At 64.0% G+C, this 24,787-nt stretch carries 21 protein-coding genes and 3 tRNA genes; 15 read left to right on the top strand and 9 right to left on the bottom strand.

The features are described 5' to 3' along the window. Positions 1 to 183 precede the first annotated feature (183 nt). Entirely contained in the window at positions 184 to 660 is a 477-nt protein-coding gene (locus AC0ZJQ_RS11635) for a DUF1289 domain-containing protein (RefSeq protein WP_155550496.1), read from the top strand. Between the two features lie 31 nt (positions 661 to 691). Here AC0ZJQ_RS11635 and AC0ZJQ_RS11630 read toward each other — a convergent pair whose 3' ends face one another. Next, positions 692 to 1,552 (bottom strand): universal stress protein, encoded by an 861-nt coding sequence (locus tag AC0ZJQ_RS11630; protein WP_102829267.1) that lies wholly within the window; start codon positions 1,550 to 1,552, stop codon positions 692 to 694. Positions 1,553 to 1,720: 168 nt separating this feature from the next. Between AC0ZJQ_RS11630 and AC0ZJQ_RS11625 the strand changes: the two genes are divergently transcribed. Continuing rightward, positions 1,721 to 2,368 carry a MiaE family protein gene (locus AC0ZJQ_RS11625; protein WP_102829266.1) on the top strand — a complete coding sequence of 216 codons (648 nt, stop codon included), beginning with the start codon at positions 1,721 to 1,723 and terminating at the stop codon, positions 2,366 to 2,368. A gap of 4 nt (positions 2,369 to 2,372) precedes the next feature. Here AC0ZJQ_RS11625 and lpxH read toward each other — a convergent pair whose 3' ends face one another. Both lpxH and AC0ZJQ_RS11615 read right to left on the bottom strand, forming a co-directional pair. Beyond that, complete coding sequence (lpxH, locus tag AC0ZJQ_RS11620) at positions 2,373 to 3,095, bottom strand: UDP-2,3-diacylglucosamine diphosphatase (protein WP_167134980.1); 723 nt, start codon at positions 3,093 to 3,095, stop codon at positions 2,373 to 2,375. A gap of 6 nt (positions 3,096 to 3,101) precedes the next feature. Further along, positions 3,102 to 3,596: a peptidylprolyl isomerase gene (locus AC0ZJQ_RS11615; RefSeq protein ID WP_008570178.1), complete on the bottom strand. Its 495-nt coding sequence runs from the start codon at positions 3,594 to 3,596 to the stop codon at positions 3,102 to 3,104. A gap of 187 nt (positions 3,597 to 3,783) precedes the next feature. Here AC0ZJQ_RS11615 and AC0ZJQ_RS11610 point away from each other — a divergent pair, with 187 nt between their 5' ends. Together AC0ZJQ_RS11610 and cysS are read left to right on the top strand one after the other, a co-directional pair. Then, complete coding sequence (locus tag AC0ZJQ_RS11610) at positions 3,784 to 5,454, top strand: glutamine--tRNA ligase/YqeY domain fusion protein (protein ID WP_008570177.1); 1,671 nt, start codon at positions 3,784 to 3,786, stop codon at positions 5,452 to 5,454. Beyond that, positions 5,454 to 6,839: a cysteine--tRNA ligase gene (gene cysS, locus AC0ZJQ_RS11605; RefSeq protein ID WP_008570176.1), complete on the top strand. Its 1,386-nt coding sequence runs from the start codon at positions 5,454 to 5,456 to the stop codon at positions 6,837 to 6,839. The genes AC0ZJQ_RS11610 and cysS overlap by 1 nt, the downstream gene beginning before the upstream one ends. Before the next feature lie 57 nt (positions 6,840 to 6,896). On the opposite strand, the gene folD is transcribed toward cysS, so the two are convergent. Continuing rightward, positions 6,897 to 7,751, bottom strand: coding sequence for a bifunctional methylenetetrahydrofolate dehydrogenase/methenyltetrahydrofolate cyclohydrolase FolD (gene folD, locus AC0ZJQ_RS11600; protein ID WP_008570175.1), 855 nt, complete (start codon positions 7,749 to 7,751; stop codon positions 6,897 to 6,899). A 276-nt stretch (positions 7,752 to 8,027) separates the two neighbouring features. Between folD and AC0ZJQ_RS11595 the strand changes: the two genes are divergently transcribed. The 3 genes from AC0ZJQ_RS11595 to AC0ZJQ_RS11585 all read left to right on the top strand — a co-directional run bounded on the left by AC0ZJQ_RS11595 (position 8,028) and on the right by AC0ZJQ_RS11585 (position 8,350). Next, positions 8,028 to 8,104: transfer RNA gene (locus AC0ZJQ_RS11595), tRNA-Arg, on the top strand. 33 nt (positions 8,105 to 8,137) lie between these two features. Then, positions 8,138 to 8,213, top strand: a tRNA-His gene (locus AC0ZJQ_RS11590). 52 nt (positions 8,214 to 8,265) lie between these two features. Further along, positions 8,266 to 8,350, top strand: a tRNA-Leu gene (locus AC0ZJQ_RS11585). A 175-nt stretch (positions 8,351 to 8,525) separates the two neighbouring features. Here the strand turns inward: AC0ZJQ_RS11585 and AC0ZJQ_RS11580 are convergent. Beyond that, the gene (locus tag AC0ZJQ_RS11580) at positions 8,526 to 9,548 is read right to left on the bottom strand and encodes an AraC family transcriptional regulator (RefSeq protein ID WP_237263375.1); all 1,023 of its coding nucleotides are present in this window, start codon (positions 9,546 to 9,548) and stop codon (positions 8,526 to 8,528) included. Positions 9,549 to 9,558: 10 nt separating this feature from the next. After that, positions 9,559 to 10,473: a GGDEF domain-containing protein gene (locus tag AC0ZJQ_RS11575; protein ID WP_213663643.1), complete on the bottom strand. Its 915-nt coding sequence runs from the start codon at positions 10,471 to 10,473 to the stop codon at positions 9,559 to 9,561. A gap of 345 nt (positions 10,474 to 10,818) precedes the next feature. On the opposite strand from AC0ZJQ_RS11575, the gene AC0ZJQ_RS11570 reads away from it, so the two are divergent. The 6 genes from AC0ZJQ_RS11570 to AC0ZJQ_RS11545 all read left to right on the top strand — a co-directional run bounded on the left by AC0ZJQ_RS11570 (position 10,819) and on the right by AC0ZJQ_RS11545 (position 19,298). Beyond that, positions 10,819 to 13,299, top strand: a complete 2,481-nt coding sequence (locus AC0ZJQ_RS11570) for a TonB-dependent receptor (RefSeq protein WP_476476694.1) — start codon at positions 10,819 to 10,821, stop codon at positions 13,297 to 13,299. Positions 13,300 to 13,359: 60 nt separating this feature from the next. After that, positions 13,360 to 15,258, top strand: coding sequence for a phytase (locus AC0ZJQ_RS11565; protein ID WP_476476693.1), 1,899 nt, complete (start codon positions 13,360 to 13,362; stop codon positions 15,256 to 15,258). Positions 15,259 to 15,322: 64 nt separating this feature from the next. Then, the gene (gene tolQ / locus AC0ZJQ_RS11560; RefSeq protein ID WP_155550541.1) at positions 15,323 to 16,039 is read left to right on the top strand and encodes a protein TolQ; all 717 of its coding nucleotides are present in this window, start codon (positions 15,323 to 15,325) and stop codon (positions 16,037 to 16,039) included. Between the two features lie 11 nt (positions 16,040 to 16,050). Beyond that, on the top strand, positions 16,051 to 16,524 hold the full coding sequence (tolR, locus tag AC0ZJQ_RS11555) for a protein TolR (RefSeq protein WP_008570167.1): 474 nt from the start codon (positions 16,051 to 16,053) through the stop codon (positions 16,522 to 16,524). Then, a complete protein-coding gene (locus AC0ZJQ_RS11550) occupies positions 16,521 to 17,315 on the top strand; it encodes an energy transducer TonB (RefSeq protein ID WP_314018982.1) in 795 nt (264 codons plus the stop codon). The genes tolR and AC0ZJQ_RS11550 overlap by 4 nt, the downstream gene beginning before the upstream one ends. A 21-nt stretch (positions 17,316 to 17,336) precedes the next feature. Continuing rightward, positions 17,337 to 19,298 carry a PhoX family protein gene (locus tag AC0ZJQ_RS11545; protein ID WP_314018980.1) on the top strand — a complete coding sequence of 654 codons (1,962 nt, stop codon included), beginning with the start codon at positions 17,337 to 17,339 and terminating at the stop codon, positions 19,296 to 19,298. 69 nt (positions 19,299 to 19,367) lie between these two features. Here AC0ZJQ_RS11545 and AC0ZJQ_RS11540 read toward each other — a convergent pair whose 3' ends face one another. Continuing rightward, on the bottom strand, positions 19,368 to 19,928 hold the full coding sequence (locus tag AC0ZJQ_RS11540) for a YIP1 family protein (RefSeq protein ID WP_008570164.1): 561 nt from the start codon (positions 19,926 to 19,928) through the stop codon (positions 19,368 to 19,370). Positions 19,929 to 20,042: 114 nt separating this feature from the next. Between AC0ZJQ_RS11540 and AC0ZJQ_RS11535 the strand changes: the two genes are divergently transcribed. Continuing rightward, positions 20,043 to 20,441: a MarR family transcriptional regulator gene (locus AC0ZJQ_RS11535; RefSeq protein WP_081002722.1), complete on the top strand. Its 399-nt coding sequence runs from the start codon at positions 20,043 to 20,045 to the stop codon at positions 20,439 to 20,441. 54 nt (positions 20,442 to 20,495) lie between these two features. Next, complete coding sequence (locus tag AC0ZJQ_RS11530) at positions 20,496 to 21,674, top strand: cytochrome P450 (RefSeq protein ID WP_476476692.1); 1,179 nt, start codon at positions 20,496 to 20,498, stop codon at positions 21,672 to 21,674. Between the two features lie 92 nt (positions 21,675 to 21,766). Here the strand turns inward: AC0ZJQ_RS11530 and nuoN are convergent, their stop codons facing one another. Together nuoN and nuoM are read right to left on the bottom strand one after the other, a co-directional pair. Continuing rightward, a complete protein-coding gene (gene nuoN, locus AC0ZJQ_RS11525; RefSeq protein WP_213663641.1) occupies positions 21,767 to 23,236 on the bottom strand; it encodes an NADH-quinone oxidoreductase subunit NuoN in 1,470 nt (489 codons plus the stop codon). 7 nt (positions 23,237 to 23,243) lie between these two features. Next, the gene (nuoM, locus tag AC0ZJQ_RS11520) at positions 23,244 to 24,773 is read right to left on the bottom strand and encodes an NADH-quinone oxidoreductase subunit M (RefSeq protein ID WP_476476691.1); all 1,530 of its coding nucleotides are present in this window, start codon (positions 24,771 to 24,773) and stop codon (positions 23,244 to 23,246) included. Positions 24,774 to 24,787: the final 14 nt, after the last annotated feature.

Here is a 24,787-nt window from a genome sequence, read left to right as displayed (position 1 = left end):
AGTTAAGTCGAATGCCGCGCGCCGCTTGGCTTCTGGCGTCCGGACATATGCTGGCCGCGATGCTCTCGAGCGCGCGGTGCGTGGGCTTGCGAGCGGGTTTGCAGTCTTGACGTTGATCATCCCGGATGACCACGGTTGGACAAAAGTCTAAGATGCGCGGCCGATTTGTCGCTGGGTGGCGCCATGTCCAATCAACGTATCCAGACTCCTTGCGTGGGCCTTTGCTCTACGGTTTACGGCGATCTCGTCTGTCGTGGGTGCAAACGCTTTCACCAAGAAGTGGTGAATTGGAATGCCTATCGGGTCGAAGAGAAACGGGCGGTCTGGAGGAGGCTGGAAACCCTGCTGGCGCAGGTGATGGCGGCGAAGGTGGATGTGTTCGATGCGGACCTGCTGCGCCGGCAACTGGAGTCACGCCAGATTCGTTTCGTGGCCGAACAATCTCCTTACTGTTGGGCGTATCAGCTTATTGCGCGCGGCTCGCGTGTCATTCAGCAGATCGAGGCCTATGGCGTGGTGGTGTTGCCCGAGTTTCGTCAGTGGTCATTGCCGCAGTTGCGCGATGCCATCGACCGTGAGTTCTTCCTGCTTTCCGAGGCGCATTACGAGCGTTACATGGCTCCGCGCTTTCTCGCTCCACGCGCCGATCGGTTTGCCTAGTGCCGGCCGCTACGGGCGGCCGGCACGGAGGTCAATGGCGGACCAACTCTTCCAGGTGGTCGATGATTTCATCGGGCTTGAGTACGAGGACATCGCTTTCCAGTGTGTCGAGCACGACTTCGGCGGTGTTGCCCATCAGTGCGCCGGAAAAGCCGGTTCGCGCCACTGTGCCGATGACGGTCACTGCTGCCTGCAACTGGTGGCAGATACGCGGAATCAGCGCATCGGCAGGGCCTTCTTCGATGTGCAGCTGCGTGTCGGGGATGTCGTAGTCGGCCTGGAAACGCTTGCAGGCCTCACGGTAACGCGCCTCGATGGTTTCCTTCAGTTGGAATGCCGGATCGGCGGCCGACAGCATGGCTGACGGGTGTGCGCTGATGACGTGCAGTTGCCCGTCGGCGAGGCCGGCTATCTCGTAACCGTGACTGACGATGGTCGCATGCAGCGTACGGTGCTCGAGATCGGCATTGCCGACGTCGACGGCAGCCAAGATGTTGCGGCCTTTCCAGGGCGTATCGGTTTTCACCATGAGCACGGGGCAGGGGCAATAGCGCAGCAGCTTCCAGTCTTCGGGGGTAAGCAGTGCGCGTTTGAGCGGGCTGTCCGGAACATGCTGCTTGATCACCAGGCCGCAGCCTTCGGCTTGCTGCACGGTGATGATGGTCTGGTGAAGATTCTCGTGCCACGCCTGCTGGACGCTGACTTGATGGCCTTCGCTTGTCAGTCGCTCGCGCAGCGATTCGAGATAAGCGCCGTGATCGTGCTTGTTGTCGCAGACCAGCAGATGCAAACGTGACTGACTGACGCTGGAGATCAGGTGGGCGCGCTTGAGTGCCAGCGAATCTGGATGGTTAGGGTCAATTACCACGAGAATGCAGCGAATGGCCAACATGTTCGGCTCCGTTTCCTGGATGCGGTTGCTCAACTATAGACAAGCCGGCGGCGTTGGCGCTGATGTAAATCAAGCGGAGCTGGCCGGGCCGCGGGGCATTCGTATAATGCACGCCGCCAAACGGCCCGGACGCATTACGGCTGCCGGTTTCGGGCGTGAATATCGGTTATGACACCGAAACAATCAGACATCACGACGAGGAGGGCGGCTGTGCTGCCTGAAATACACGAATTCCTGGGCTGTCGGACGCCTGACGCATGGGTCGCTTCTGCCCTGGATCAGCAGGATGTGATGCTGCTCGATCACAAGAACTGCGAATTCAAGGCCGCCTCCACCGCGCTGAGCCTGATTGCCCGTTACGGCCAGCACTTGGATCTGATCAACTACATGTCCCGTCTGGCGCGCGAAGAGCTGGTGCATCACGAGCAGGTGCTGAGGCTTCTCAAGCGCCGCAAGATCGCTCTGCGTCCCGTCTCGGCCAGTCGCTACGCGTCCGGGCTTCGCGCCGTCGTGCGTACTCATGAGCCGCACAAGCTGACGGATACGCTGGTGGTCGGGGCTTTCATCGAGGCGCGTTCATGCGAACGCTTCGAGGCGATGGTGCCGCACCTGGATGAGGAGCTGGGCCGGTTCTATTTTGGCCTGCTGAAGTCGGAGGCGCGGCACTTCCAGAATTACCTGCGCTTCGCCTACCAGTACGGGGAGGCCGCCGATGTCGATCGCTCGATCGAACGGGTGCGCTTGGTTGAGCGGGAATTGATCGAGAGCCCGGACAGCGAATTCCGCTTTCACAGCGGAGTGCCGCTCGCGGCCTGAGGCGTCAGGCCAGTTCGAATGGGGCTTGGTTGAAGCCCTGCTCGTCGATCTGTAGCGCCCAGCCTTGCCGATCCCAATCCCCCAGCACGATGCGTTGCGCTGGCTGGCCATCGAGCTCCAGCGCGTGGATGGCGGGGCGATGTGTATGGCCATGAATCAGGCGGCGCGCCCGATGTTCGCGCATGGCTCGCACGACTTCCTCGGGTGTCACGTCGATGATGTCGCTGGCCTTCATGCGGGTTTGCGTACGGCTTTCGTTGCGCAACTTGCGCGCCAGCTTCTGGCGCGTGGCCAGTGGCAGGTTGCGCAGGATGACCAGGGTGAGCGGGTTACGCAGCAGGCGCCGCAAGCGCATGTAACCCTCATCTCGGGTGCACAGACTGTCGCCGTGCATCAGCAGGGTGCGCTCGCCTTGTAGGCTCACCACCGTGGGGTCAGCCAGCAGTTCGCAGCCGGCCGCCTGGCAAAAATGTTTGCCGAGCATGAAATCGCGATTGCCGTGCATCAGATAGATGCGGGTGCCGCGTTCGCTCAGCGCGCGCAGGGCCTGCGCGATCGATCGCTGAAACGGCGTCATGGCATCGTCGCCGATCCACACCTCGAAGAAATCGCCGAGGATGTACAGCGCTTCGGCCTGAGGCGCGCGCGTCTGGAGAAAATGCAGAAACGCCCGGGTGATATCCGGGCGTTCCTCTTCGAGATGCAGATCGGAGATCAGCAGGATCACTCGACGTTACTCGACGATTTCTGCCTTCTCGATCACCACGTCGTCCACCGGGACGTCCTGATGACCGGACTTCATGGTAGTAGCGACGCCCTTGATCTTCTCGACCACATCCATGCCCTCGGTCACTTCGCCGAACACGGCGTAACCCCAGCCCTGCACCGTCGGTGCGCTGTGATCGAGGAAGTCGTTGTCCTTGACGTTGATGAAAAACTGCGCAGAAGCCGAATGCGGCTCCATCGTGCGGGCCATCGCCAAGGTGCCGGTCTTGTTGGACAGGCCGTTGTTGGCCTCGTTCTTGATCGGCGCGCGGGTGGCTTTCTGCTTCATGCCCGGCTCGAAACCGCCGCCCTGGATCATGAAGTTGCCGATCACGCGATGGAAGATGGTGCCGTCGTAATGGCCGCTCTTCACGTATTCCTTGAAATTGGCCGTGGTTTCCGGCGCTTTGTCTTCGAACAGCTTGACGGTGATGACGCCGTAGTTGGTATGCAGTTTGATCATGTGCAGAGTTCCGTTTCGATGGCGGGCAAAGAAGATGCGGCGGGCCACATCGAGGATGGTTCGCCGCCCCGCATGGCAGACGTACGCGAGGCGCTTTGCTCTGTCAGGGGGTTGACGGGTTCGCTATCATAAGCGCTTTGTTTTGGTCGGCCTACCCTGAGCCGCATCGCTGATCGCTAAGGACACCATGAGCAAGCCAATCGTCGAAAAAGCCGCCAATTTCCTGCGCCCGATCGTTCAGGCTGACCTGGAAGCCGGCAAGCACGCCAAGATCATCACCCGCTTCCCACCGGAGCCCAACGGCTACCTGCATATCGGCCACGCCAAGTCGATCTGCCTGAACTTCGGCCTGGCCGAGGAGTTCGGTGGTCAGTGCAACCTGCGCTTCGACGACACCAACCCGGCCAAGGAAGACCAGGAATACATCGATGCGATCAAGGCGGACGTCGAGTGGCTGGGCTTCAAGTGGGCCGGCGAAGAGCACTATGCCTCCGACTATTTCGACCAGCTGCACGAGTGGGCGATTTATCTGATCCAGGCCGGCAAGGCCTTCGTCTGCGACCTCAATGCCGAGGAAATGCGCGCCTACCGCGGCAGCCTGACCGAGCCGGGCAAGAACAGCCCGTTCCGCGAGCGCAGTGTCGAGGAAAACCTCGACCTGTTCGCGCGCATGAAGGCCGGCGAGTTCCCCGACGGCGCCCGCTCGCTGCGCGCCAAGATCGACATGGCCTCGCCGAACATCAATCTGCGTGACCCGATCCTCTACCGCATCCGCCACGCCCATCACCACCAGACCGGTGACAAGTGGTGTATCTACCCAAGCTACGACTTCACCCACGGCCAGTCGGACGCTATCGAAGGCATCACCCATTCGATCTGCACCCTAGAGTTCGAGGATCACCGCCCGCTGTACGAGTGGTTCCTGGACAACCTGCCGGTGCCGGCCAAGCCGCGCCAGTACGAATTCGCCCGCCTCAACCTGAACTACACCATCACCAGCAAGCGCAAGCTCAAGCAGCTGGTCGATGAGGGCCACGTGAATGGTTGGGACGATCCGCGCATGTCCACGCTGTCCGGCTTCCGCCGTCGCGGCTATACCCCCACGTCGATCCGCAGCTTCTGCGACATGATCGGCGTCAACCGCGCCGGTGGCGTGGTGGACATGAGCATGCTGGAATTCGCCATCCGCGAGGACCTGGACGCCAACGCCGCGCGCGCCATGTGCGTGCTCAAGCCGCTCAAGGTAGTGATCACTAACTACCCCGAGGGCCAGGTCGAGAACCTCGAACTGCCGCGCCATCCCAAGCAGGACATGGGCGTGCGCGTGCTGCCGTTCTCCCGCGAGATTTACATCGACGCCAGTGACTTCGAGGAAGTCCCGCCGGCCGGCTACAAGCGCCTGATCCCTGGCGGCGAAGTACGCCTGCGCGGCAGCTACGTGATCCGCGCCGACGAGGCAATCAAGGATGCCGAGGGCAACATCGTCGAGCTGCGCTGCAGCTACGACGAGAACACTCTGGGCAAGAACCCGGAAGGCCGCAAGGTCAAGGGTGTGATCCACTGGGTGCCGGCTGCCGAGAGTGTCGAGTGCGAGGTGCGCCTGTACGACCGTCTGTTCAAGGCCGCCAACCCGGAGAAGACCGACGAGGAGGGCGGCAGCTTCCTCGACAACATCAACCCGGAATCGCTGGTGGTGCTCGAGGGCTGCCGCGCCGAACCGTCGCTGGCCAATGCTGCGCCGGAAGAGCGCTTCCAGTTCGAGCGCGAAGGCTATTTCTGCGCCGACCTGAAGGACTCGAAGCCGGGCGCCCCGGTGTTCAACCGCACCGTCACCCTGCGCGACTCCTGGGGGCAGTGATGACGCTTTCCATCTACAGCACGCTGTCCAAGAGCAAGGACGCGTTCAAGCCGCTGGAAGGCAACAAGGTGCGCATGTACGTGTGCGGCATGACCGTCTATGACTTCTGCCACATCGGCCATGCGCGGGTGATGGTGGCGTTCGACGTGGTCGCCCGCTGGCTGCGCCATCGCGGCTATGAGCTGACCTACGTGCGCAACATCACCGACATCGACGACAAGATCATCAAACGTGCCAACGAGAACGGCGAGTCGTTCCAGGACCTGGTCGCGCGCATGATCGCCGCGATGCACGAGGACGAGGCACGCCTCAATGTGCTGCGCCCGGACATCGAGCCGCGCGCCACCGACCACATCGCCGGCATGCACGCGATGATCCAGACCCTGATCGACAAGGGCTTCGCCTACGCCCCGGGCAACGGCGACGTCTACTACCGCGTCGGCAAGTTCGCGGGCTACGGCAAGCTGTCGCGGCGCAAGATCGAGGACCTGAAGATCGGCGCGCGCATCGAGGTCGACGAGGCCAAGGAAGACCCGCTCGACTTCGTCCTGTGGAAGGGCGCCAAGCCGGGCGAGCCGAGCTGGGAATCGCCCTGGGGCCCCGGCCGTCCAGGCTGGCACATCGAGTGTTCGGTGATGTCCACCTGCTGCCTTGGCGAAACCTTCGACATCCACGGCGGCGGCCCGGACCTGGTGTTCCCGCACCACGAGAATGAGATCGCGCAGAGCGAGGCGGCCACCGGCAAGCTGTACGCCAACGCCTGGATGCACGCCGGTGCGGTGCGCGTCGACGGCGAGAAGATGTCCAAGAGCCTGGGCAACTTCTTCACCATCCGCGAGGTGCTGGAGAAGTACCACCCCGAGGTGGTGCGCTACCTGCTGGTGTCCAGCCACTACCGCAGCCCGATCAACTACTCCGAAGACAGCCTGCGCGAGGCCAAGGGCGCGCTGGAGCGCTTCTACAACGGCCTCAAGGGCCTGCCGGAGGCGGCGCCTGCTGGTGGCGAGGCGCTCGTCGAGCGCTTCGGCGCGGCGATGGACGACGACTTCAACTCGCCGGAAGCCTGCGCGGTGCTGTTCGAGATGATCCGCGAGGTCAACCGCCTGCGTGACAGCGACCTGAACGCCGCTGCCGCGCTGGCCGCGCGCCTCAAGGAACTGGCCGGTGTGCTCGGTGTGCTGCAGCTTGATCCGGAGGCCTTCCTGCAGGCCGGTGCGGCTGGCAAGGTCGATGCCGCCGAGGTCGAGGCGCTGATCGGCGCGCGCCTGGCCGCGCGCGCCGAGAAGAACTGGGCCGAATCCGATCGCATCCGCGACCAGCTCACCGCCATGGGCGTGGTGCTGGAGGACGGCAAGGGCGGAACGACCTGGCGTTTGGCTGAGTGATTACCAAGCCATAAAAAACGGCGCCATAGGGCGCCGTTTTTGTTGGTCGATCGTGACCTAGCGATGCAGATGCTCGGCGGCGTGCAGGGTGTTCTCCAGCAGGCAAGCGCGCGTCATCGGGCCGACTCCGCCCGGCACCGGAGTGATCCAGGCGGCACGTTCGCTGGCGGGCTCGAATTCCACGTCACCGAGAAGGCGGCCATCAGCCTGGCGGTTGATGCCGACATCGATGACGATCGCGCCTGGCTTGATCCAATCGCCTTTGACCAGGCCGGTGATGCCGGTGGCGACGACCACGAGGTCCGCGCGTCCGACGTGCTCGGCGAGGTTGTGGGTGAAGCGGTGCGTCACCGTGGTGGTGCAGCCGGCCAGCAGCAACTCCAGCGCCATCGGGCGGCCGACGATGTTCGAGGCGCCTACAACCACGGCATCCAGGCCGTGCAGGTCGATGCCGGTGCTTTCCAGCAGGGTCATGATGCCTTTCGGTGTGCACGGACGTAGCAGTGGCATGCGTTGCGCGAGACGACCGACGTTATAGGGATGAAAGCCATCCACATCCTTGTCCGGGCGGATCCGCTCGAGCAGTTGCGAGGCATCCAGGTGCTTAGGCAGAGGCAGCTGGACGAGTATGCCGTCGATGGAAGCGTCGTCATTGAGCTGGTCGATAAGCGCCAGCAGATCCTCCTGGCGAGTATCGGCCGGAAGATCGTGGGCGATGGAGTTGAAGCCCACTTCCTCGCAATCCTTGCGCTTGTGCGCCACGTACACCTGGGAAGCGGGATCGTTGCCCACCAGAATCACTGCCAGACCTGGCGCGCGAAGTCCCTGCGCACGACGTTCGGCAACACGACCGGAGATCTGTTGGCGAATGTTGGCTGCAATCGTTTTACCGTCGATCAGTTGTGCGGTCATGACGCTTGGTTAACCACCGGAAAGAACTTGGAAAGGGCGCGCATTCTCTCACGCCGAGACGATGTGGCAAAGGCGGAGGGGCCGCAGCCACGTGTAACCCCTTTATCTAGCTGAAATTTTTTTTCAGCTTTGCTGTTGACGACTATCGGGAGCCTCTATAACATTCGCCCCGCTTGTCGAGCACAGCCTGCTGCTGGGTAAGATGGCTTACGAAGAAAACCACTTCTTCTACAGCCGGAGCTTCAAGTCTGCGCTCCGAACAGAATGCAGATAAAAGCGCCCGTAGCTCAGCTGGATAGAGCATCCGCCTTCTAAGCGGATGGTCGCAGGTTCGAGTCCTGCCGGGTGCGCCATGTCGGGCTTCTGGCACAAGCAAATGCAATATGGTGGGCGTAGCTCAGTTGGTAGAGCACAGGATTGTGGCTCCTGGTGTCGAGGGTTCGATCCCCTTCGTCCACCCCATATTCCAGAAAACGCCAGGCAATGCCTGGCGTTTTCGTTTCAAGCCCGCTTGGCGGACGTGGTGAAATTGGTAGACACACCAGATTTAGGTTCTGGCGCCGCAAGGTGTGAGAGTTCGAGTCTCTCCGTCCGCACCACTACATAGTTTCGAGGAGTCAACGATTCCCGAAACACTCTCAAAGCCCCGTCATCGGGGCTTTTTTGTGCCCGAATGGATACCGCTTCCGGCTGCGGCCCGGCCCCTGCCGTGGCTTGCGAACATTGCGTTGGCGAGTTGGCTCCCGCCGTTTCTGTCTGCGCCGCTTTGCGGTGCTACCCGAACAGTCGCCGTAAACCGCTCGGCACCATGCCGGTCCAGCGCTTGAAGGAACGGCGAAAGTTGGTGGTGTCGGTGAAGCGCAGGTAAGCCGCGACCTCGTCGTTGCCATAGCCTCTGACCTGATACAGATACAGCGCCACGTGCTTGCGCGCCAGGTCGAGCTGCTCCTGAAAGTGCGTGTCGTGTTTCTGCAGCTTGCGCTTGAGCGTTGCCGGACTCATCCCGAAAGCCAGGGCGACCCGTTCGAGGTTCAACGGCGTGCGGATGTTGGCCTGCAGGTACTCGTATAGCTGATCGAGAAAGCTGCACTGCCAACCCAGGCTCGCCAGCTGCGTCTGGCTGGCCAGCTCGGCGACCTGGCCGGCCGTCGCCGAGGCATCCGGCCAGGGGCGATGCAGATACTCGCGTGGCAGGCTCATCATCGTCAGCTGACTGTCGAAGGTCAGCTCCTCGCCCAGATGGACCCAGTACTGCTCGATGTAGCGAGGTTTGGCGTAGCTGAAATGGAAACGCCAGGGCAGGCGCTCTGCCGAGAGCCGGCGGCTCATGGCGACAACAGCAGTCATGCAGGCTTCGGCCAGAAAGATCCGTGAATGTCCGGTGCCGCAACTGTCGAGCCAGTAGAGGTACGCCTGCTTGTCGTCGAGCAGCAAGCGGGGCGTGAGCAGCGGGCTGAGCAGCGCGCGAAAGCACTGCAGTCGCTCCAATGCCTGGTGCAGTGTGCAGGCGTGTTCCAGCGTATGGCTGGCCTCGCCGTAATGCCCGGGTAGCAACCGCTGGCCGAACAGAAAGCTGCTGTCGTCTGCATCCAGTAGACGCTGGGCGTTGCCGATCAGTGTGACGAACTGCTCCGGGCTGAGCTTGGCGCGGCCCTCCGCGATATCGGCATAGAACAGCCCTGTGCCGCGCAGCAGCCGATGGCTGTCGATCCCTCGTGATAACGCCAGGTCGATCAACAGCGCCGGCTGATGATGTGCGGGGATGAAGCGGGTATCGCATTCGTAGCCGATCGCCATCGTCCCGTCCTCACGCGCAACGCGGCAGCTGCTGCTTGGCCTTGGCCAGACCGAGGTTGAGGCGCCTGAGCAACTGCTCCGGATCATCGTCCAGCGCCATGACGGCTGCGGCACTGGCGCGCAGCACAAGGCGTTCGCCATGTTGCGCGGTCCGGTGCGCCAGGCTGGCGACCGCCTGCTGCAACTCGTCGGCGATCATCCGCGCCTGAGCTTCGCCGGTGTTGTGCAGCACCGCGACGAAGCGATCCCCCGCCAGGCGGCACAGCAGATCCTGCCGGCGCAAATTGAGCATCAGCAGCTGCGCGATGGCCTGCAGCACGGCATCGCCCTCGTTCTGACCAAAACGCCGGTTTATGGCGTCGAAGTTGTCCAGGTCCACGGCGACAAGTGACAGCGGCTGCTCGTTCTCGCGGGCCTCCGCCAGCGCATGCTGGATTTGCCGGCGCAAGTATTCGGCGGCACCCAGCGGCGTCACCTTGTCGAACAGGCGATGTTCGCGAAACAGTTTCTCGCGTTTGCTCATCTGTTGGCTGATGGCGCGCTGTTCCTGGTTGAGGTGGTAGATGCCGAGCGTGAGCAGCAACAGGCCGATAGGCATCGGTGCCGTTTCGAGCCAGTTGTCCCAGGCGACCTGCTGCGGCATCTGGACGAACTCGTCCAGCGTGTCCATCCACCAGGCGAAGAAGATGCAGGCGAGTCCGAGCGTCAGCAGCCGAGTCACCCGGCCCGCCGGTCGGCTGCGCAGCAGCATGATCAGCCAGACCAGCGCCAGCACGGCCGAACCGCCTTCGCCGGCGACGTCCATCCAGTCGATTTGCGCCCATTCCTTCAGCTCCCCGGTGGCGAGGTAGAGCTGTAGGCCGAGATTGGCGGCGATGGCGAGACACACCAGGGGCCAGGTGTGCAGTCTGAGAAAGGATTTCATCGGCTCTGGCCCGTCGGTAGTGGTTGAACCGGCACCTAAGCAGATCGCTGTGACAGACGGATTACGCACCCCAGGGGTCAATTCGGCTCAGCTCAATTGCGCGTCGCGGGGGCGATCGAGGGCATTTAGTTTGCTGGCAGTCGCGCTCAACGCCGTGGCGGCCCGTGACGCCGCTCGTGATCGTCGGCCAGACAGGTCAATTCGGCTCAAAAGCGGGCAGAAACAGCCTAAACGCCGCTGATTCGCGCTTATCGCACCCGCGCTGTCACAGAACTGCCACGGTGCCTGCCTACCGTCCGCTGCAGTTCCGGGATCGGCCCGGATGGGTTCCGGAGAGGGGACGGGATGAGCGCTCATTGCTACCAACAGCGAAAACAGCGATTCAGGATCAGTGCACTGGCGCTGGCGGTTGCCGCCAGCTCGGCAGCGCTGGCGCAGGAGCCGAGTGTCGAGCACGTCGAGGTGGTCGGCCAGGCGGTGAGCATCGACAAGGCGCTCAAGGAACAGCGCAGTTCCGACAGCGTGAAGAGCGTGGCGCATGCCGATGGCATCGGCCAGTTGCCGGACGACAATGCCGCCGAGGCGCTGCAGCGTATTCCGGGGCTGTCGGTGGAGCGCGATCAGGGCGAGGGCCGCTTCGTCAGCGTGCGCGGTATTGCGCCGGACCTGAACAGCGTGACCATCAACGGCACCCTGGTGCCCTCGCCGGAGGGCGACCGGCGGGCCGTGGCGCTGGATGTACTGCCATCGGAATTGGTGCAGTCGCTGTCGGTGGTCAAGACGCTTACCCCGGACATGGACGCCAACTCCCTGGGCGGCACCATCGAAGTGGAAAGCCTGTCGGCCTTCGATCATGACGGTCTGTTCTACAGCATCAGCGCCGAGGGCAGCCATGACGAGAACGTCGGCAAGCAGAGCCCGAAGTTCTCCGGCGCCTTCAGCAACCGTTTCAGCCTGGGCGATGGTATCGACAACTTCGGCGTGGCCGCGGCGCTGAGCTGGCAGGAGCGCGACTTCGGTTCGGACAACGTCGAAACCGGCGGCAAATGGGATTTCGAGGACGGCGCGCGGCTCGAAGAGCTGGAACAGCGCGATTACGAGATCACCCGCGAGCGCACCGGCTTCGGCCTCAACTTCGACTACAAACCGGATGATCTCAGCAGCTACTACCTGCGCACGCTCTACAGCCGCTTCAAGGACACCGAGACGCGCAACGCCGCCGGCGTCGCCTTCGAGGATGCGCAGCAGGCCGGCGAGCGCGGTGACGCCGAGGGCTGGCGCGAACTCAAATCGCGCGAGGACACCCAGACCATCCAATCCTATGTGTTCGGCGGTGAACGCCTGTTTGGCCTGTGGACGCTGAGCGGCCAGACCGGCTACAGCGAGTCGCGCGAGCGCAACCCCGGCGGTATCGCCGGTGCCGTGTTCGAGGGCGACTTCAGCGATGCGGGCTTTTCCAGCACGCGCAAGCCGCGGCTGGCCGTCGAATCGGGTTTCTACGATCCGTCCCGCTTCGAGCTTGACGAGGTGGAGTGGGAGAAGAGCGATGCCCGCGACCGCGAGAAAAACATCCGCCTGGACCTGGCGCGCGATTACGACCTTATGGGCTACGCGGCGCAGCTCAAGTTCGGCGGCAAGCTCAGCCGCCGCGACAAGTCAAACGACAGCGAGATCTGGGTCTACGACCATTTCGATGACCTGACCTTGGCCGATTTCCAGGCTGGACGCGTCGATTACGGACTCGGCCGCTTCGGTCCGGGTATCAGTGCATCGGGCATCAAGGGCCTGATCGGTGGGTTCGACGCCAGCGAGTTCTATGACGAGGAACAGTCGCGCATCAACGACTTCGACATGCGCGAGGACATCGATGCCGCCTATGTGATGAACACCCTGGATCTGGACCGCTGGCGCTTCATCGCGGGCATGCGCTACGAGGGCACCGACTTCAGTGCCAAGGGTACGGGTGTGCGTGACGGGGTTTTCGAGACGATATCCAGCGGCCGACGCTACGAGCACTGGCTGCCGGGGTTGCACGCCCGCTACCAGCTGAGCCCCAGCACGCAGTTGCGTGCGGCCTGGACCAACAGCGTGGTGCGACCGACGTTCGGCCAGCTGGCGCCCGGATTCGTCATCGAGGACGACGAGGCGGAGTTCGGCAATCCGAACCTCAAACCGCTGGAGTCGGTGAACTACGATCTGGGCATCGAGCACTACATGGGCCGGGCCGGCGCCGTCTCGGCGTTCCTGTTCTACAAGGACATCGACAACTTCATCTACAACACCGACCTGGCCGGAACCGGCCAGTGGGCGGACTTCGCCGAGGCGCTGAGTTACGAGAACGGCAGTGGCGCCACGCTCTATGGCATCGAGCTGGCCTATTCGCAGAAATTCGACTGGCTGCCGGCCCCTTGGAACGGCCTGCTGTTGGGCGCCAACGCCACGTTCAGTCGCTCCGATGCGGATATCGAAGGACAGGGCGCCAAGCGCAGCATCGACCTGCCGAATCACTCCGATACCGTTGGCAACCTCATGATTGGCTGGGAGAACGAGCGCTTCAACACGCGCCTGGCCGCCAACTACAAGTCCGAGTACCTGGCCGAGGTTTCCGGCGTTGACGATGCCGCGCATGACCTGTATGCGAACGGCCAGCTGTTCGTCGATTTCAAGGCCGGCTACTTCATCACGCCCAGCCTGCAGCTGACCTTCGAGGCGCTGAATCTGACCGACGAAGCCTATTTCGTCTACACCGGCCGCCAGCGCTACAACGCCCAGTACGAAGAGTACGGCCCGACCTACAAGCTCGGCCTGACGCTCACCCATTTCTGACCCTTGCCGTCCCGTTACCCACTCGGGTGACGGCGGGCGGCTGCCTGACTGGAACACTTCATGTACGTACATCTGCAACGAAAACTCCTGCTGGCCACCTGCATCGCGCTGGCCGCCTGCCAAAGCACGGGTGAGCGCGCGGCGGCTACCTTGTCCGTCGCCGCGGCCGCACCCGCTGCGATCGAGGCCGCACGGCTGCTGGGCACGGACGGGTTCGACCGTGTCGAACTGGACGGCCAGGGCCTGCGACTGCTCGACCCACAGGGGCAGGTGCGGGCCAACCTCCCTGGACGTTTCGAGGGACTCGATCAGCGCGAGAGTGACGCGGGGCTGCTGCTGGCGACCGTCGAGCGCAAACGCCAGCAGGCGATGCTCGTCGGGCTGACTCGCGGCGGGCAGTGGAGCGCACCGCTGTTTCTGCCCAAGACGACTTTCGCCATCGAAGGGCTGTGCCTGTTCCGCGATGCCGGTCGCAACGACTTTCTGTTCCTCGTCGGTGAGGAAGGCGTCGGCGAGCAATGGCTGGTGGGCGCGGACGGCCAACTGCTGGGCGAGGCCCGTCGTGTGCGCGGCCTGAGCCTGCCGCCGGGCAGCAGTCATTGTCAGGTCGACGATGCGGCCGGGCGGCTGTTCGTCAACGAGGAAGCGATCGGCCTCTGGGCCTATCCCGCCAACGCCGAGGCGCCGCTGGAACGGGTGCCGGTGGACCTGCGCGCTCCCTTCGGCGGGCTTGCAGATGGCGCCGCAGGCTTGGCTCTGGTGCCCGGTGGCGTGCTGCTGCTGGATGCCGAAGCCGCGGCGCTGCACCTTTATCAGGAGCAGGCCGATGGCTGGCAGGCCCGTCAGGTATTGGCGCTGAGGGGCTTCGACGAGCCTGAGCAGATCAGCGCACGAGCGACCCCCGAGGGCCTGGCGCTGCTGCTGGTGGATGATCGCGGTAGCCGCCAGGCTGCTCTCGATTGGACGCCACGGCCGGTCGCGCGCAAGCCGCCGTTGCCCTTGCTGCCGGCCGAGGTCGAGAGCGGCCCGGTACCGAGCCTGGGCGATGCGGCTGACGACCCGGCCATCTGGGTCAACCGCAGCGAACCGGTCGCAAGCCGGGTGCTGGGCACCGACAAGAAGGGCGGGCTGGTGGTGTATGACCTGCAGGGCCGCCAGGTGCAGAGCCTGCCAGTAGGGCGGCTGAACAACGTCGATGTACGCGACGGCTTCCGTCTCGGTCAGCGCCAGGTCGATCTGGCGGTGGCGAGCAATCGTGATCGCAACAGCCTGCATCTGTTCGCCATCGATCCGGCCAACGGCCGGCTGGAGAACATCGGCCAGATCGCCACGCCGCTCGCGGACATCTACGGACTTTGCCTGTTCAAGGATCGTCAGGGCGCCATCCATGCCTTCGCCAACGACAAGGACGGCACCTTCCTGCAGTACCGCCTCGATGGGCGCAGTGGCAAGCCCCGGGGTGAGCTGGTACGGCGCTTCAAGGTCGACAGCCAGCCGGAAGGCTGTGTGGCGGACGACCGCCGTGAGCGACTGTTCATCGGCGAGGAAGACGTTGCTGTGTGGACGCTGGGTGCCGCGGCCAACGCGCCGACCACTCTGGAGAAGGTCATCGGCGTGGGCGAGAGCGTGCACGACGATATCGAAGGGCTGGCGCTGTACCACGGCCAGCGCGCCGATTATCTGGTGATCTCCAGCCAGGGCAACGACAGCTACGTGGTGCTGGATGCCACGGCGCCCTATGCCGTGCGTGGTGCGTTCCGCATCGGCCTCAACGCCGCGCGCGGCATCGACGGCGCCTCGGAAACCGATGGTCTGGAAGTCACCTCGGCCAACCTCGGCGGGCCGTGGAGCCAGGGGCTGTTGGTGGTGCAGGACGGGCGCAAGCGGATGCCCGAGGGTACGCAGAACTACAAGTACCTGCCGTGGACCGCGGTGGCCGATGCCCTGGGCCTGGAATAGTCATCTTCCGGTAACGCGGCCGTCATTCACTTACAGCTGCCCGGCCGGGCAGGAGGAAACAGCGATGCAACATGCAGTCGAACAGATGTCGATCTGGGGGCTGGTCAGCGAGGCCAGCGTGGTGGTTCAGGCCGTCATGGCGATTCTGGTGCTGGCGTCGGTGGCCAGCTGGTATCTGATCATCCAGCGCAGCGTGGTGCTTAGGCGCAGTGAGCGCCTGCTGCGCGAGTTCCTGCGTCAGTTCCGCCAGAGCGCTGATCTGGCCCAGCTGCAGCGCGACGTCGAGCACCAGGCACGGTTGCCGGAGGCTGCGCTGCAGCGCATCTTCCGCGATGGTCTGCAGATGTTCAGCCAGCTGCAGCGCCAGCCCGGCCTTGCTCCGCAGACGCTCGGCGAAGCGGTGGATCGTAGCCTCTATGTGGCCGTCGCCGAGCAGGAGGAGCGTCTGGACCATGGCTTGCAGGCACTCGCCACCATCGGCTCGGTGAGTCCGTACATCGGGTTGTTTGGCACCGTGTGGGGGATCATGAATGCCTTTATCGGGCTTTCCCAGGTACAGCAGGTCACCCTTGCCACCGTGGCGCCCGGCATTGCCGAAGCGCTGATCGCCACGGCGATCGGCCTGTTCGCGGCAATTCCGGCGGTGATCGCCTACAACCGCTTCGCCGCCCGCGGTCAAGCGCTCGCCGGCCGCTACTACGCCTTCGCCAACGAACTGCAAGCACGCCTGTTGCCGCGACTGCATGCCGGCGCGCCGAGCTTCGCCGCCGCCGCGGCCTGAGGAGAACGCCCATGCTAGTCAGGCCTCAGCGCAAGCACGGTCCGAAGGCGGAAATGAACGTGGTGCCCTACATCGACGTCATGCTGGTGTTGCTGGTGATCTTCATGGTCACCGCACCGATGCTGGTGCAGGGCGTGAACATCGAACTGCCCAAGGTCGCCGCCGAGGCGCTGCCGACGGAGAACGAGCGCAAGTTGCTCACCCTCTCGGTCAAGGCGGACGGCAGCTTCTACTGGAACCTGGGCAGCGAGATCGACATCGAGCAGCAGGCGGATACGGCCGTGGAACTGGCGGAGATGCGCGCCAAGGTGGCATCGCTCATCGCCGTGCACGGCGATGCCCAGGTCTATGTCCGGGCCGACGATGCCGCGGACTACGGGCGCGTGGTCGCCGCCATCGCCGAGTTGCAGCGCGGCGGGGTGGTCAACCTCGGGCTGATCACTGAAGCGCCGGATACGCTGGCGCCGGGAGCTGGACAGCCATGAATCCGGCGCTGATGGACGCGGCGATGCTGCGCGAACCTGCGCCGTTCCACGCCTCGCAAGGGCTGGCGCTACTCGGGGCGATCGGCCTGCATGTGGGGTTGGGTGCAGCAGTCTTGCTGAACAGCTGGACGCCGACATTCGAGGCACCGAGCAATGCGCAAATCCTGCGTACCCAGCTGGTGAGCCTGCCGCTGCCGGTCGAGCCGCAAGCTCTGCCCGAAGCGCCGGTCGAGTCGCCCGCAGCCGCCGCACCGGAGCCGGCGGCCGAGCCCGCGGCACCGACCGAAGCCGAGCTGGCATTCAGGCGGACCGAGCAGAAGCGGGTCGCCGAAGCGGCCCGCCAACAGCAGTTGCGCCAGCAGCGCGAGATCGCCGAGCGCGAGCGGCAGGCCCGCGAGCGTGAACAGCAGCGTCTGGCTCAGGAGGCCGAACGCACTGCCGAGGCCCGGCGCCGAATCGAAGCCGAGCGAGCCCGTGTCGCGGCGGCCGAACAGGCGCGGCGCGAGGCCGCCGCCGCGACGGACCGGCAATACCTGCCCATCGCCAAGGCGCCGCCGGTGTATCCGCAGCGCGCGCTGGACTCGGGCGTGCAGGGCGAATGCACGGTCAGTTACGACGTCGATCCGAACGGTCGCGTGGTGTCGCCGCAAGTCGCGGGACAGTGCCATCCGCTGTTCATCCGCCCCTCGCTCGAGGCGGCCAAGCGTTTCCGCTACCGCCCGCGCATCGTCGACGGCCAGGCCGTGACGGTGCGTGGCGTACAGAACACCTTTCACTACCGCATCGAATGATGCGTTCAGGATGCAATCGATATGAAACAGGATTTTCGCGACTTTCACGCCGCCCTCGCGGCGCTCGACGATCAGTCGATCAATCCGGGCCACCAGCCGAGCCTGAGCGATCTGGTCGACCACAGCCGGCGCGGGCTGCTCAAGGGCAGCCTGGGCCTGGCGGGCATGGCCTTTCTCGGCGGCGGGCTGTCCGCCTGTGGAGCGGTTGCGGCACGCAGCCGGCTGCTGGGTTTCGAGTCCGTTCCGCCGCAGCTGGATCCGACCTTCGACAGCGTGCAGGTACCGCCGGGCTATCGTGCGCGGGTGTTCTTTTCCTGGGGCGACCCGGTGGAGGCCGACGCACCGCAATGGCAAGCCGATGCCAGCGACGACTGGCAGGCACAGCTGCTGCAGGCCGGGGACAACCACGACGGCATGCACTTTTTCCCGTTCGCAGATGCGCCGACCGAGCACGGTTTGCTGGCGATCAACCATGAGTACGTCAATCCGCCGCTGCATCCCGACGGCATGAGCCTGGTGGATGGCCGCCGGCCGCTGGCAGAAGTGCGCAAGGAGCAGGCGGCGCATGGCGTCAGCATCATCGAGGTGCGCAAGGATGCCGCGGGCGAGTGGCAACGGGTCCATCCGTCGCGCTACAACCGGCGCATCAGCACGCTGACGCCGCTGGCCGTCGGCGGCCCGCTGGCCGGGCACGAACTGCTCCGAACCGCCGCCGATCCGAGCGGCACCCGCATCATTGGCACGCTGAACAACTGTTCCAGCGGCTTCACGCCGTGGGGCACCTACCTGACCTGCGAGGAAAACTGGCACAACTACTTTCTCAATCGCGATGCCGAGGACCTGGCCGCACGTACCGCGCACGCCCGTTACGGCGTTGCCAGCGGTGAGCGCAGCAAGCTCTACGGCTGGGAAAGTGCCGACGAGCGCTTCGATGCCACACCCGATGCCAGCCTGCCGCACGGCGGCTATGTCAACGAACCGAACCGTTTCGGCTGGGTGGTGGAGATCGATCCCTTCGATCCGCAGGCGCAGCCGGTCAAACGCACCGCATTCGGTCGCTACTGCCGCGAATGCGCGGTGTTGTCGCTGGGGGAGGACGGGCGCATGGCGTTCTATTCCGGCGACGACTCGCGCGGCGAGTACGTCTACAAGTTCGTCCCCAGCGGCCGCTATGTACCCGGCGCGGATCAGCAGAATCGCCAGCTGCTCGATGACGGCACGCTCTACGTCGCGCGTTTCGACGCCGATGGCAGCGGTCGCTGGCTGGCGCTGGTTCACGGGCAGAACGGCCTGACCGCCGAGCATGGATTCCCCAGCCAGGCCGAGGTGCTGCTCAATGCGCGCGCCGCGGCCGACCGGCTCGGCGCAACGCCCATGGACCGCCCGGAATGGGTCGCGGTGCATCCTCGTACGCGCGAGGTCTACGTCACCCTGACCAACAACGATCAACGCGGCGACAAGGTGGCGGTCGACAAGGCGAACCCGCGCCCGCAGAACCTGCACGGGCAGATCCTGCGCTGGCGCGAGGCGGGAGGCGACCCTGCGGCGACGCGCTTCGAGTGGGAAATTTTCCTGCTCGCTGGCGAGCGGAAGGGCGCGCGCGGTGCGGACGGCAAACCCGTGCCTGCACATCTGACCGGCACCATCGAGGGCGATGTGTTCTCCTCGCCGGATGGTCTGGCCTTCGATGCCGATGGCCGGCTGTGGATACAGACCGACTACGGCGACGACGAACCGGCGATGCAGGTCATGGGGACCAACCAGCTGCTGTGCGCCGATCCCGGCACGCGCGAGGTGCGTCGCTTTCTGGTAGGGCCGCGTGGCTGCGAGATCACCGGCATCACCTGGAGCCCGGACTACCGCGCGATGTGGATCAACGTGCAGCACCCCGAGCTGAGCTTTCCGGCCAGTGATGGTCAGTCGCGGCCGCGCTCTTCGACGGTGCTGATTACGCGGGACGATGGTGGCGTGATCGGCACCTGAGGCTGTTGTGGCGTGGCCTGCGCGATATGGCTAGAGGCTTGTAACGGTTTCGTTGGCCCGAGATCGCCGTCAGGCGGCCGTCCAGAAGAGCGGCAGCACCATCATCCAGACGATGACGGCTGCGCCGAACGCCGTCTGGGTGATGGCGGCCGCCTCCAGGCGGTCGTCCACCCGGCACAGCGAACAGGTGCCCTGGTAGAGCAGGACGCAGCACGAGGCCAGCGCGCTGAGCGGTAGCACCGTGTTCAGAAACGGGTTGTTCACCAGCAGGCCGAGAGAGGACAGCCATAGCGGCACGCAGGCGATAGTGGCTACCAGATAAGCTTCGGCATAGGTCACGTCGTGGCTGCAGGCGTGGGCGACGTGTTTGATCAGCCAGCCCATCACGAACACCGAGAATATTTCGCCACCGAAGAACAGGCCGGCCGTGCCCGTCGAGGGCTGGATCTGGAAGATGGGCAGGTAGGCGCTCAGCGGTGCGTCCAGCAGGGCAATCATCGTCGGTGGCAACAGCGACAGCGGCACGATGAATGCCCAGAGCCGGATTCGAGGCGGCAGTTGATCGCTCGTCCAGTCGGAAGGGGCGAGTGCACTGCACAACAGCATGCGCATGAGGACAAGGAGATTCATGACGTTCCTTTCTGGGGCGGACGGAATCGGCTGGGCGGTTCCGGTGAAATATATATCGTGGCGTGATATATATCGTGCACAATGCTGCGAAAAGGTCAACGAGGAAATCATCTCTTGGAAAAATCCGATTACCAGCGGCTGGCGCATTTCCGTCATCGCCTGCGCCGATTCCTGCGCAACAGCGAGTTGCTGTGCCTGGAAAACGGTGCGACGGCGCTGCAGTACCAGCTGCTGCTCCAGATTCGTGGCGCTTCGGCGCGTGATTGGGCGACGGTTGGCGAGCTCGCCGAACAGCTGCAATCGAAACATAACAGCGTCGTGGCGCTGATCGACCGCTGCGAAAAAATGGGCTTGGTCGAGCGAAAGGCGGGGCGGGAAGACCGGCGTCAGGTTGAGGTTCACCTGCTGCCTGCCGGCGAGGAGCTGCTGGCGCGCATCGCCGAATTGCATCAGGAAGAAGTGCAACTGCTGCGTGCGGAGTTCAGCCTGCCGGGTTGGGACAGGGCTGAATAATTCATCACCACCGAGGCGGTCCCGATTATCGAGAGGTCCGCAAGAGGAGTTGCTATGGAGAATAAATCAGCCGATTGGGATCCGAGATCCGAGACGGTACTCAAGGACCAGATGGCCACCTACGACGACATGCGCCGTCGTTGCCCGGTGGCAACCAGTCGTTACGGCTACACCTCGCTGTTCCGACACGCGGATGTCATGCACGTATTGATGGACCACGAGACCTACAGCAACGCCGTCTCGCGTTTCCCCTCCGTGCCCAACGGCATGGACCCGCCGGAGCATACGGCGTACCGGCGGCTCATCGAGCCTTACTTCGAGCCGCAGCAGATGGAAGCCTTCGCCCCGGTGTGCCGGGAGGTTGCGGTACGGCTGGTGCAGGCCTTGCCGGAGCAGGCGAGTGTCGAGCTGATGACGGACTTTGCGCAGATTTTTGCCTTGCAGATTCAGTGCGCCTGGCTGGGTTGGCCGGTGGAGCTGCACGAGCCGCTGCGCCTGTGGACGCTGAAGAACCAGGCGGCCACGTTGGCCAGGGACGAAGCGGCGATGAGCGCGGTTGCGCTGGAATTCGACGGCTACATCAAGGATCTGCTCACGGCGCGCCGCAACGCCGGTAGCGCGGCGCCAGACGACGTGACCACCCGTCTGCTGCGCGATCAGGCCTTGGGCAGACCGCTGACCGACGATGAAATCGTCAGCATCCTGCGTAACTGGACGGTCGGCGAGCTGGGCACCATTGCCGCCTCGATCGGCATCCTCGTGCATTACCTCGCCGGCCATGGCGCGTTGCAGCAGCAGTTGCGCGAGCAGCTGGCGCTGCTGCCGGCCGCCATCGACGAGATACTGCGCATCCACGCGCCGCTCGTCATGAACCGGCGGGTCACCACCAGAGAGGTCACGCTGGGTGAGCGCACGCTGGCGGCCGGCACGCGTCTGGCGCTCATCTGGGCGTCGGCCAATCGCGACGAAGCGGTGTTCGGAGATCCTGAAGAGTTTCGTCTCGACCGCGAGCCGCAGCTGAATCTGCTGTATGGCGCCGGCATCCATGTCTGTCCCGGAGCCCCGCTTGCCAGGCTGGAGCTGCGCGTCGTGATGGAGGAGCTGCTGGGGCGCACCCGCCGAATCGCGCTGCTGGCGGATCAGCAAGCGGTGAAGGCGTTCTTTCCCGCCAGCGGGTTTTCTTCGCTTCCCCTGCATATCGAGAAGGCCGCCAACGCTACCCCGCACGGCTGAGCGACGAGCGCACCTCGCGCAGTGCCTGAGGTTGGAGTCCGAAAACAGAAACGCCCCGAGTAATCGGGGCGTTTCATTATCTGGTGCTGTGCTCAGAGCGTAGCGAAGATCGCATGCTGAGCCAGTTCCAGCAGTGGCTGCGGGTAGACACCGAGGAGGAAGGCGAGGGCGGCGACGGCCAGCAGCATGATGCCACCGGCTTGTTGACCCCAGTTGAGCGGTGCGTCGTGACGGCGTATGCCGGGCTCGACCAGATACAGCGTCACCATCACGCGCAGGTAGTAGTACAGGCCGATGGCGCTGCCGATGATCAAGCTGCCCAGCAACCACCACTGCTGCGATTGCACGCCAGCGGCGATCACGTAGAACTTGCCGATGAAACCCGCCGTCATCGGAATGCCGGCCAGCGACAGCATCATCACGGTGAGCACCGCAGTCAGGTACGGCCGGCGCCAGAACAGGCCGCGGTACTCGTACAGGGCATCGGCATCGCGGCCCTGGAATGGGCTGGACATCAGCGTGATCACACCGAAGGCACCGAGGCTGGTCAGCACGTAGGTCGCCAGGTAAACGCCGACTGCCTCGACAGCAAGGCCTTCGCTGGCGATCAGCGCCACCAGCAGGTAGCCGAAGTGGGCGATGGACGAATAACCAAGCAGGCGCTTGAGGTTGCTCTGATTCAGCGCCAGCAGGTTGCCGATCAGGATCGACGCGATTGCGATCAGCGTCAGACCATCGTTCAGCCAGCCGCCACTGGTCGCCGGCGACAGCTGGTAGAGGCGCAGCAGCACGGCGAACACGGCGAGTTTGCTGGCAGTGGCGAGGAATGCGGAAACCGGTGCCGGAGCGCCCTCGTAGACATCCGGCGTCCACAGATGGAAGGGCACCAGCGAAAGCTTGAAACCCAGCCCGACCAGCATCATGCCAATGCCGGCCTGCACCAGAACGGTCGACTGCTGCGCCGCCAGGCTGGCGCCGATGCCGGCGAAGCTCAGGCTACCGGACTCGGCGTACAGCAGCGCCATGCCGAACAGCAGGAACGCGCTGCCGGCGGCCGACAGCACCATGTACTTGATTCCGGCTTCCAGCGAACGCCTGTTGAAGAAGGCGTAGGCGACCAACCCGTAGACCGGCACCGAAAGCAGCTCCAGGCCGATGAACAGGCCGGCCAGATGCTGACTGGACACGAGCACCTGACCGCCGAGGGCCGACAGCACCATCAGCAGATAGAGTTCCTCGCGATTGCCCGGGAAGCCCTGGCCGCCGGGCTTCTCGCCCAGATAGGCATGCGCCAGGGTGACGCAGGCCAGCGTGGCCAGCAGCAGCAGCGCCATGTGGAAGTAGGCGAAGCGGTCCAGCTGCAGTAGCTGGGTAACCTCCAGCGGCGCTACCTGCAACGCTGGCGCAATCGACAGCAGCGCAAGAACCAACCCGGCAGCGGTAAGCATGTAGGTCAGGCCGTGGTTGCGACGCCACGCAATCGCCAGCATCACCACCACGGCGGTGACACTGACGACGAGCAACGGCAGCAGGGCGATGAAGTGTTGTTGAGTGAATTCCATAGCGCGACTACCGGACCGAAGCGAGTTGGGAGAAAGCGGTACTGAACCACTGCTGTACGCCACTCATGGTGGCCAGCGAGGTGTCGAGTACCGGCTGCGGATAGACCCCGAGCAGCACCAGCAGCGCTGCCAGCAGCAGGATCATGCCGACCTCGCGCGCGTCCAGCCCACGCAGGCTGCCCTCGGTCTTGACCGGACCGAAATGCGCGCGATGGATCATCGCCAGCGAATACACCGAGGAGAGCACCAGACCGAAGGTGGCGATCACCACGATCCACGGCCACTGGCCGAAAGCACCGAACAGCACCACGAACTCGCCGACGAAGTTGCCGGTACCGGGCAGGCCCAGCGAGGCGGCAGCGAAGAACAGGCTCAGCGCCGGCAGCCATGGCAGATGCGACCACAGACCGCCCATCTCGCGCATGTCACGGGTATGCAGGCGCTCATAGAGCTGGCCACAGAGGATGAACAGCGCAGCAGCCGACAGGCCATGGGCGATCATCAACACCACCGCGCCCTGCAGCGCCAGCTCGCTGCCCGAGTAGATGCCGATAAGCACGAAACCCATGTGCGAGATGCTGGAGTAGGCAACCAGACGCTTGATGTCGGTCTGGCCGAACGACAGCAGAGCGCCGTAGAAGATGCCAATCAGGCCGAGCGTCATGGCGATCGGCGCGAAGTCCGCCGAAGCCTCGGGGAACAGTGGCAGGGCGAAGCGGATCATGCCGTAGGCGGCAGTCTTCAGCAGGATGCCAGCCAGGTCCACGGAACCTGCGGTGGGTGCCTGGGCATGGGCAGCCGGCAACCAGGCGTGCAGCGGCACGATCGGGAACTTCACCGCGAAGGCGATGAAGAAACCGAGCATTAACAGGAATTCGATCTTCGGATCGAGCTCGGCGTTGAGCAGCAGGGCGTAATCGAAGGTCAGTACACCGGTGTTGTGGTAATTCACCAGCACCAGCCCGAGGATCGCCACCAGCATGATCAGGCCGCTGGCCTGGGTATAGATGAAGAATTTGGTCGCCGCGTTGATCCGCGAACGCTTGCCTTCGGAGCTGTGACCCCAGAGCGCGATGAGGAAGTACATCGGCACCAGCATCATTTCCCAGAAGAAGAAGAATAGGAATAAGTCCAGCGAGAGGAACACGCCGACCACGCCGCCGAGGATCCACATCAGGTTGAGGTGGAAGAAACCTACGTGGCGCTGGATCTCCTTCCACGAGCAGAGCACCGACAGCACACCGAGCAGGCCGGTGAGCAGCACCATCAGCAACGACAGACCATCGAGTGCAAGGTGCAGGTTGATGCCGAAGCGCTCGATCCAGACGTGCTTGAACTCCAGCGCCCAGGTCGAGCCGGCTTCAGGCGTCGGCGCCAGGCTGTAATCGCCGTTGCTCCAGAGCCAAAGGCCCAGACCGAACAGCAGCGTCATGGTGAACAGGGCGATCCAGCGTGGCAGGGTTTGGTCGAAGCGTTCGACCAGCCAGCAGAGCAAGCCGCCGATGAAGGGAATCAGGATTAGCCAGGGCAGAATCACGATTTCGAGTCCTT

Source organism: Stutzerimonas sp. 21-1 (assembly GCF_056336065.1).
Note: the sequence above shows the minus strand (reverse complement) of the source record. Positions and strands in the feature narration are given on the sequence as shown.

What these genes read in the sequence shown, in the direction of transcription:
- AC0ZJQ_RS11635 (WP_155550496.1), top strand. Translation starts at nt 184, where the DNA reads ATGTCCAATCAACGTATCCAGACTCCTTGCGTGGGCCTTTGCTCTACG.
- AC0ZJQ_RS11630 (WP_102829267.1), bottom strand. Translation starts at nt 1,552, where the DNA reads ATGTTGGCCATTCGCTGCATTCTCGTGGTAATTGACCCTAACCATCCA.
- AC0ZJQ_RS11625 (WP_102829266.1), top strand. Translation starts at nt 1,721, where the DNA reads ATGACACCGAAACAATCAGACATCACGACGAGGAGGGCGGCTGTGCTG.
- AC0ZJQ_RS11615 (WP_008570178.1), bottom strand. Translation starts at nt 3,596, where the DNA reads ATGATCAAACTGCATACCAACTACGGCGTCATCACCGTCAAGCTGTTC.
- AC0ZJQ_RS11610 (WP_008570177.1), top strand. Translation starts at nt 3,784, where the DNA reads ATGAGCAAGCCAATCGTCGAAAAAGCCGCCAATTTCCTGCGCCCGATC.
- cysS (WP_008570176.1), top strand. Translation starts at nt 5,454, where the DNA reads ATGACGCTTTCCATCTACAGCACGCTGTCCAAGAGCAAGGACGCGTTC.
- folD (WP_008570175.1), bottom strand. Translation starts at nt 7,751, where the DNA reads ATGACCGCACAACTGATCGACGGTAAAACGATTGCAGCCAACATTCGC.
- AC0ZJQ_RS11580 (WP_237263375.1), bottom strand. Translation starts at nt 9,548, where the DNA reads ATGGCGATCGGCTACGAATGCGATACCCGCTTCATCCCCGCACATCAT.
- AC0ZJQ_RS11575 (WP_213663643.1), bottom strand. Translation starts at nt 10,473, where the DNA reads ATGAAATCCTTTCTCAGACTGCACACCTGGCCCCTGGTGTGTCTCGCC.
- AC0ZJQ_RS11570 (WP_476476694.1), top strand. Translation starts at nt 10,819, where the DNA reads ATGAGCGCTCATTGCTACCAACAGCGAAAACAGCGATTCAGGATCAGT.
- AC0ZJQ_RS11565 (WP_476476693.1), top strand. Translation starts at nt 13,360, where the DNA reads ATGTACGTACATCTGCAACGAAAACTCCTGCTGGCCACCTGCATCGCG.
- tolQ (WP_155550541.1), top strand. Translation starts at nt 15,323, where the DNA reads ATGCAACATGCAGTCGAACAGATGTCGATCTGGGGGCTGGTCAGCGAG.
- tolR (WP_008570167.1), top strand. Translation starts at nt 16,051, where the DNA reads ATGCTAGTCAGGCCTCAGCGCAAGCACGGTCCGAAGGCGGAAATGAAC.
- AC0ZJQ_RS11550 (WP_314018982.1), top strand. Translation starts at nt 16,521, where the DNA reads ATGAATCCGGCGCTGATGGACGCGGCGATGCTGCGCGAACCTGCGCCG.
- AC0ZJQ_RS11545 (WP_314018980.1), top strand. Translation starts at nt 17,337, where the DNA reads ATGAAACAGGATTTTCGCGACTTTCACGCCGCCCTCGCGGCGCTCGAC.
- AC0ZJQ_RS11540 (WP_008570164.1), bottom strand. Translation starts at nt 19,928, where the DNA reads ATGAATCTCCTTGTCCTCATGCGCATGCTGTTGTGCAGTGCACTCGCC.
- AC0ZJQ_RS11530 (WP_476476692.1), top strand. Translation starts at nt 20,496, where the DNA reads ATGGAGAATAAATCAGCCGATTGGGATCCGAGATCCGAGACGGTACTC.
- nuoN (WP_213663641.1), bottom strand. Translation starts at nt 23,236, where the DNA reads ATGGAATTCACTCAACAACACTTCATCGCCCTGCTGCCGTTGCTCGTC.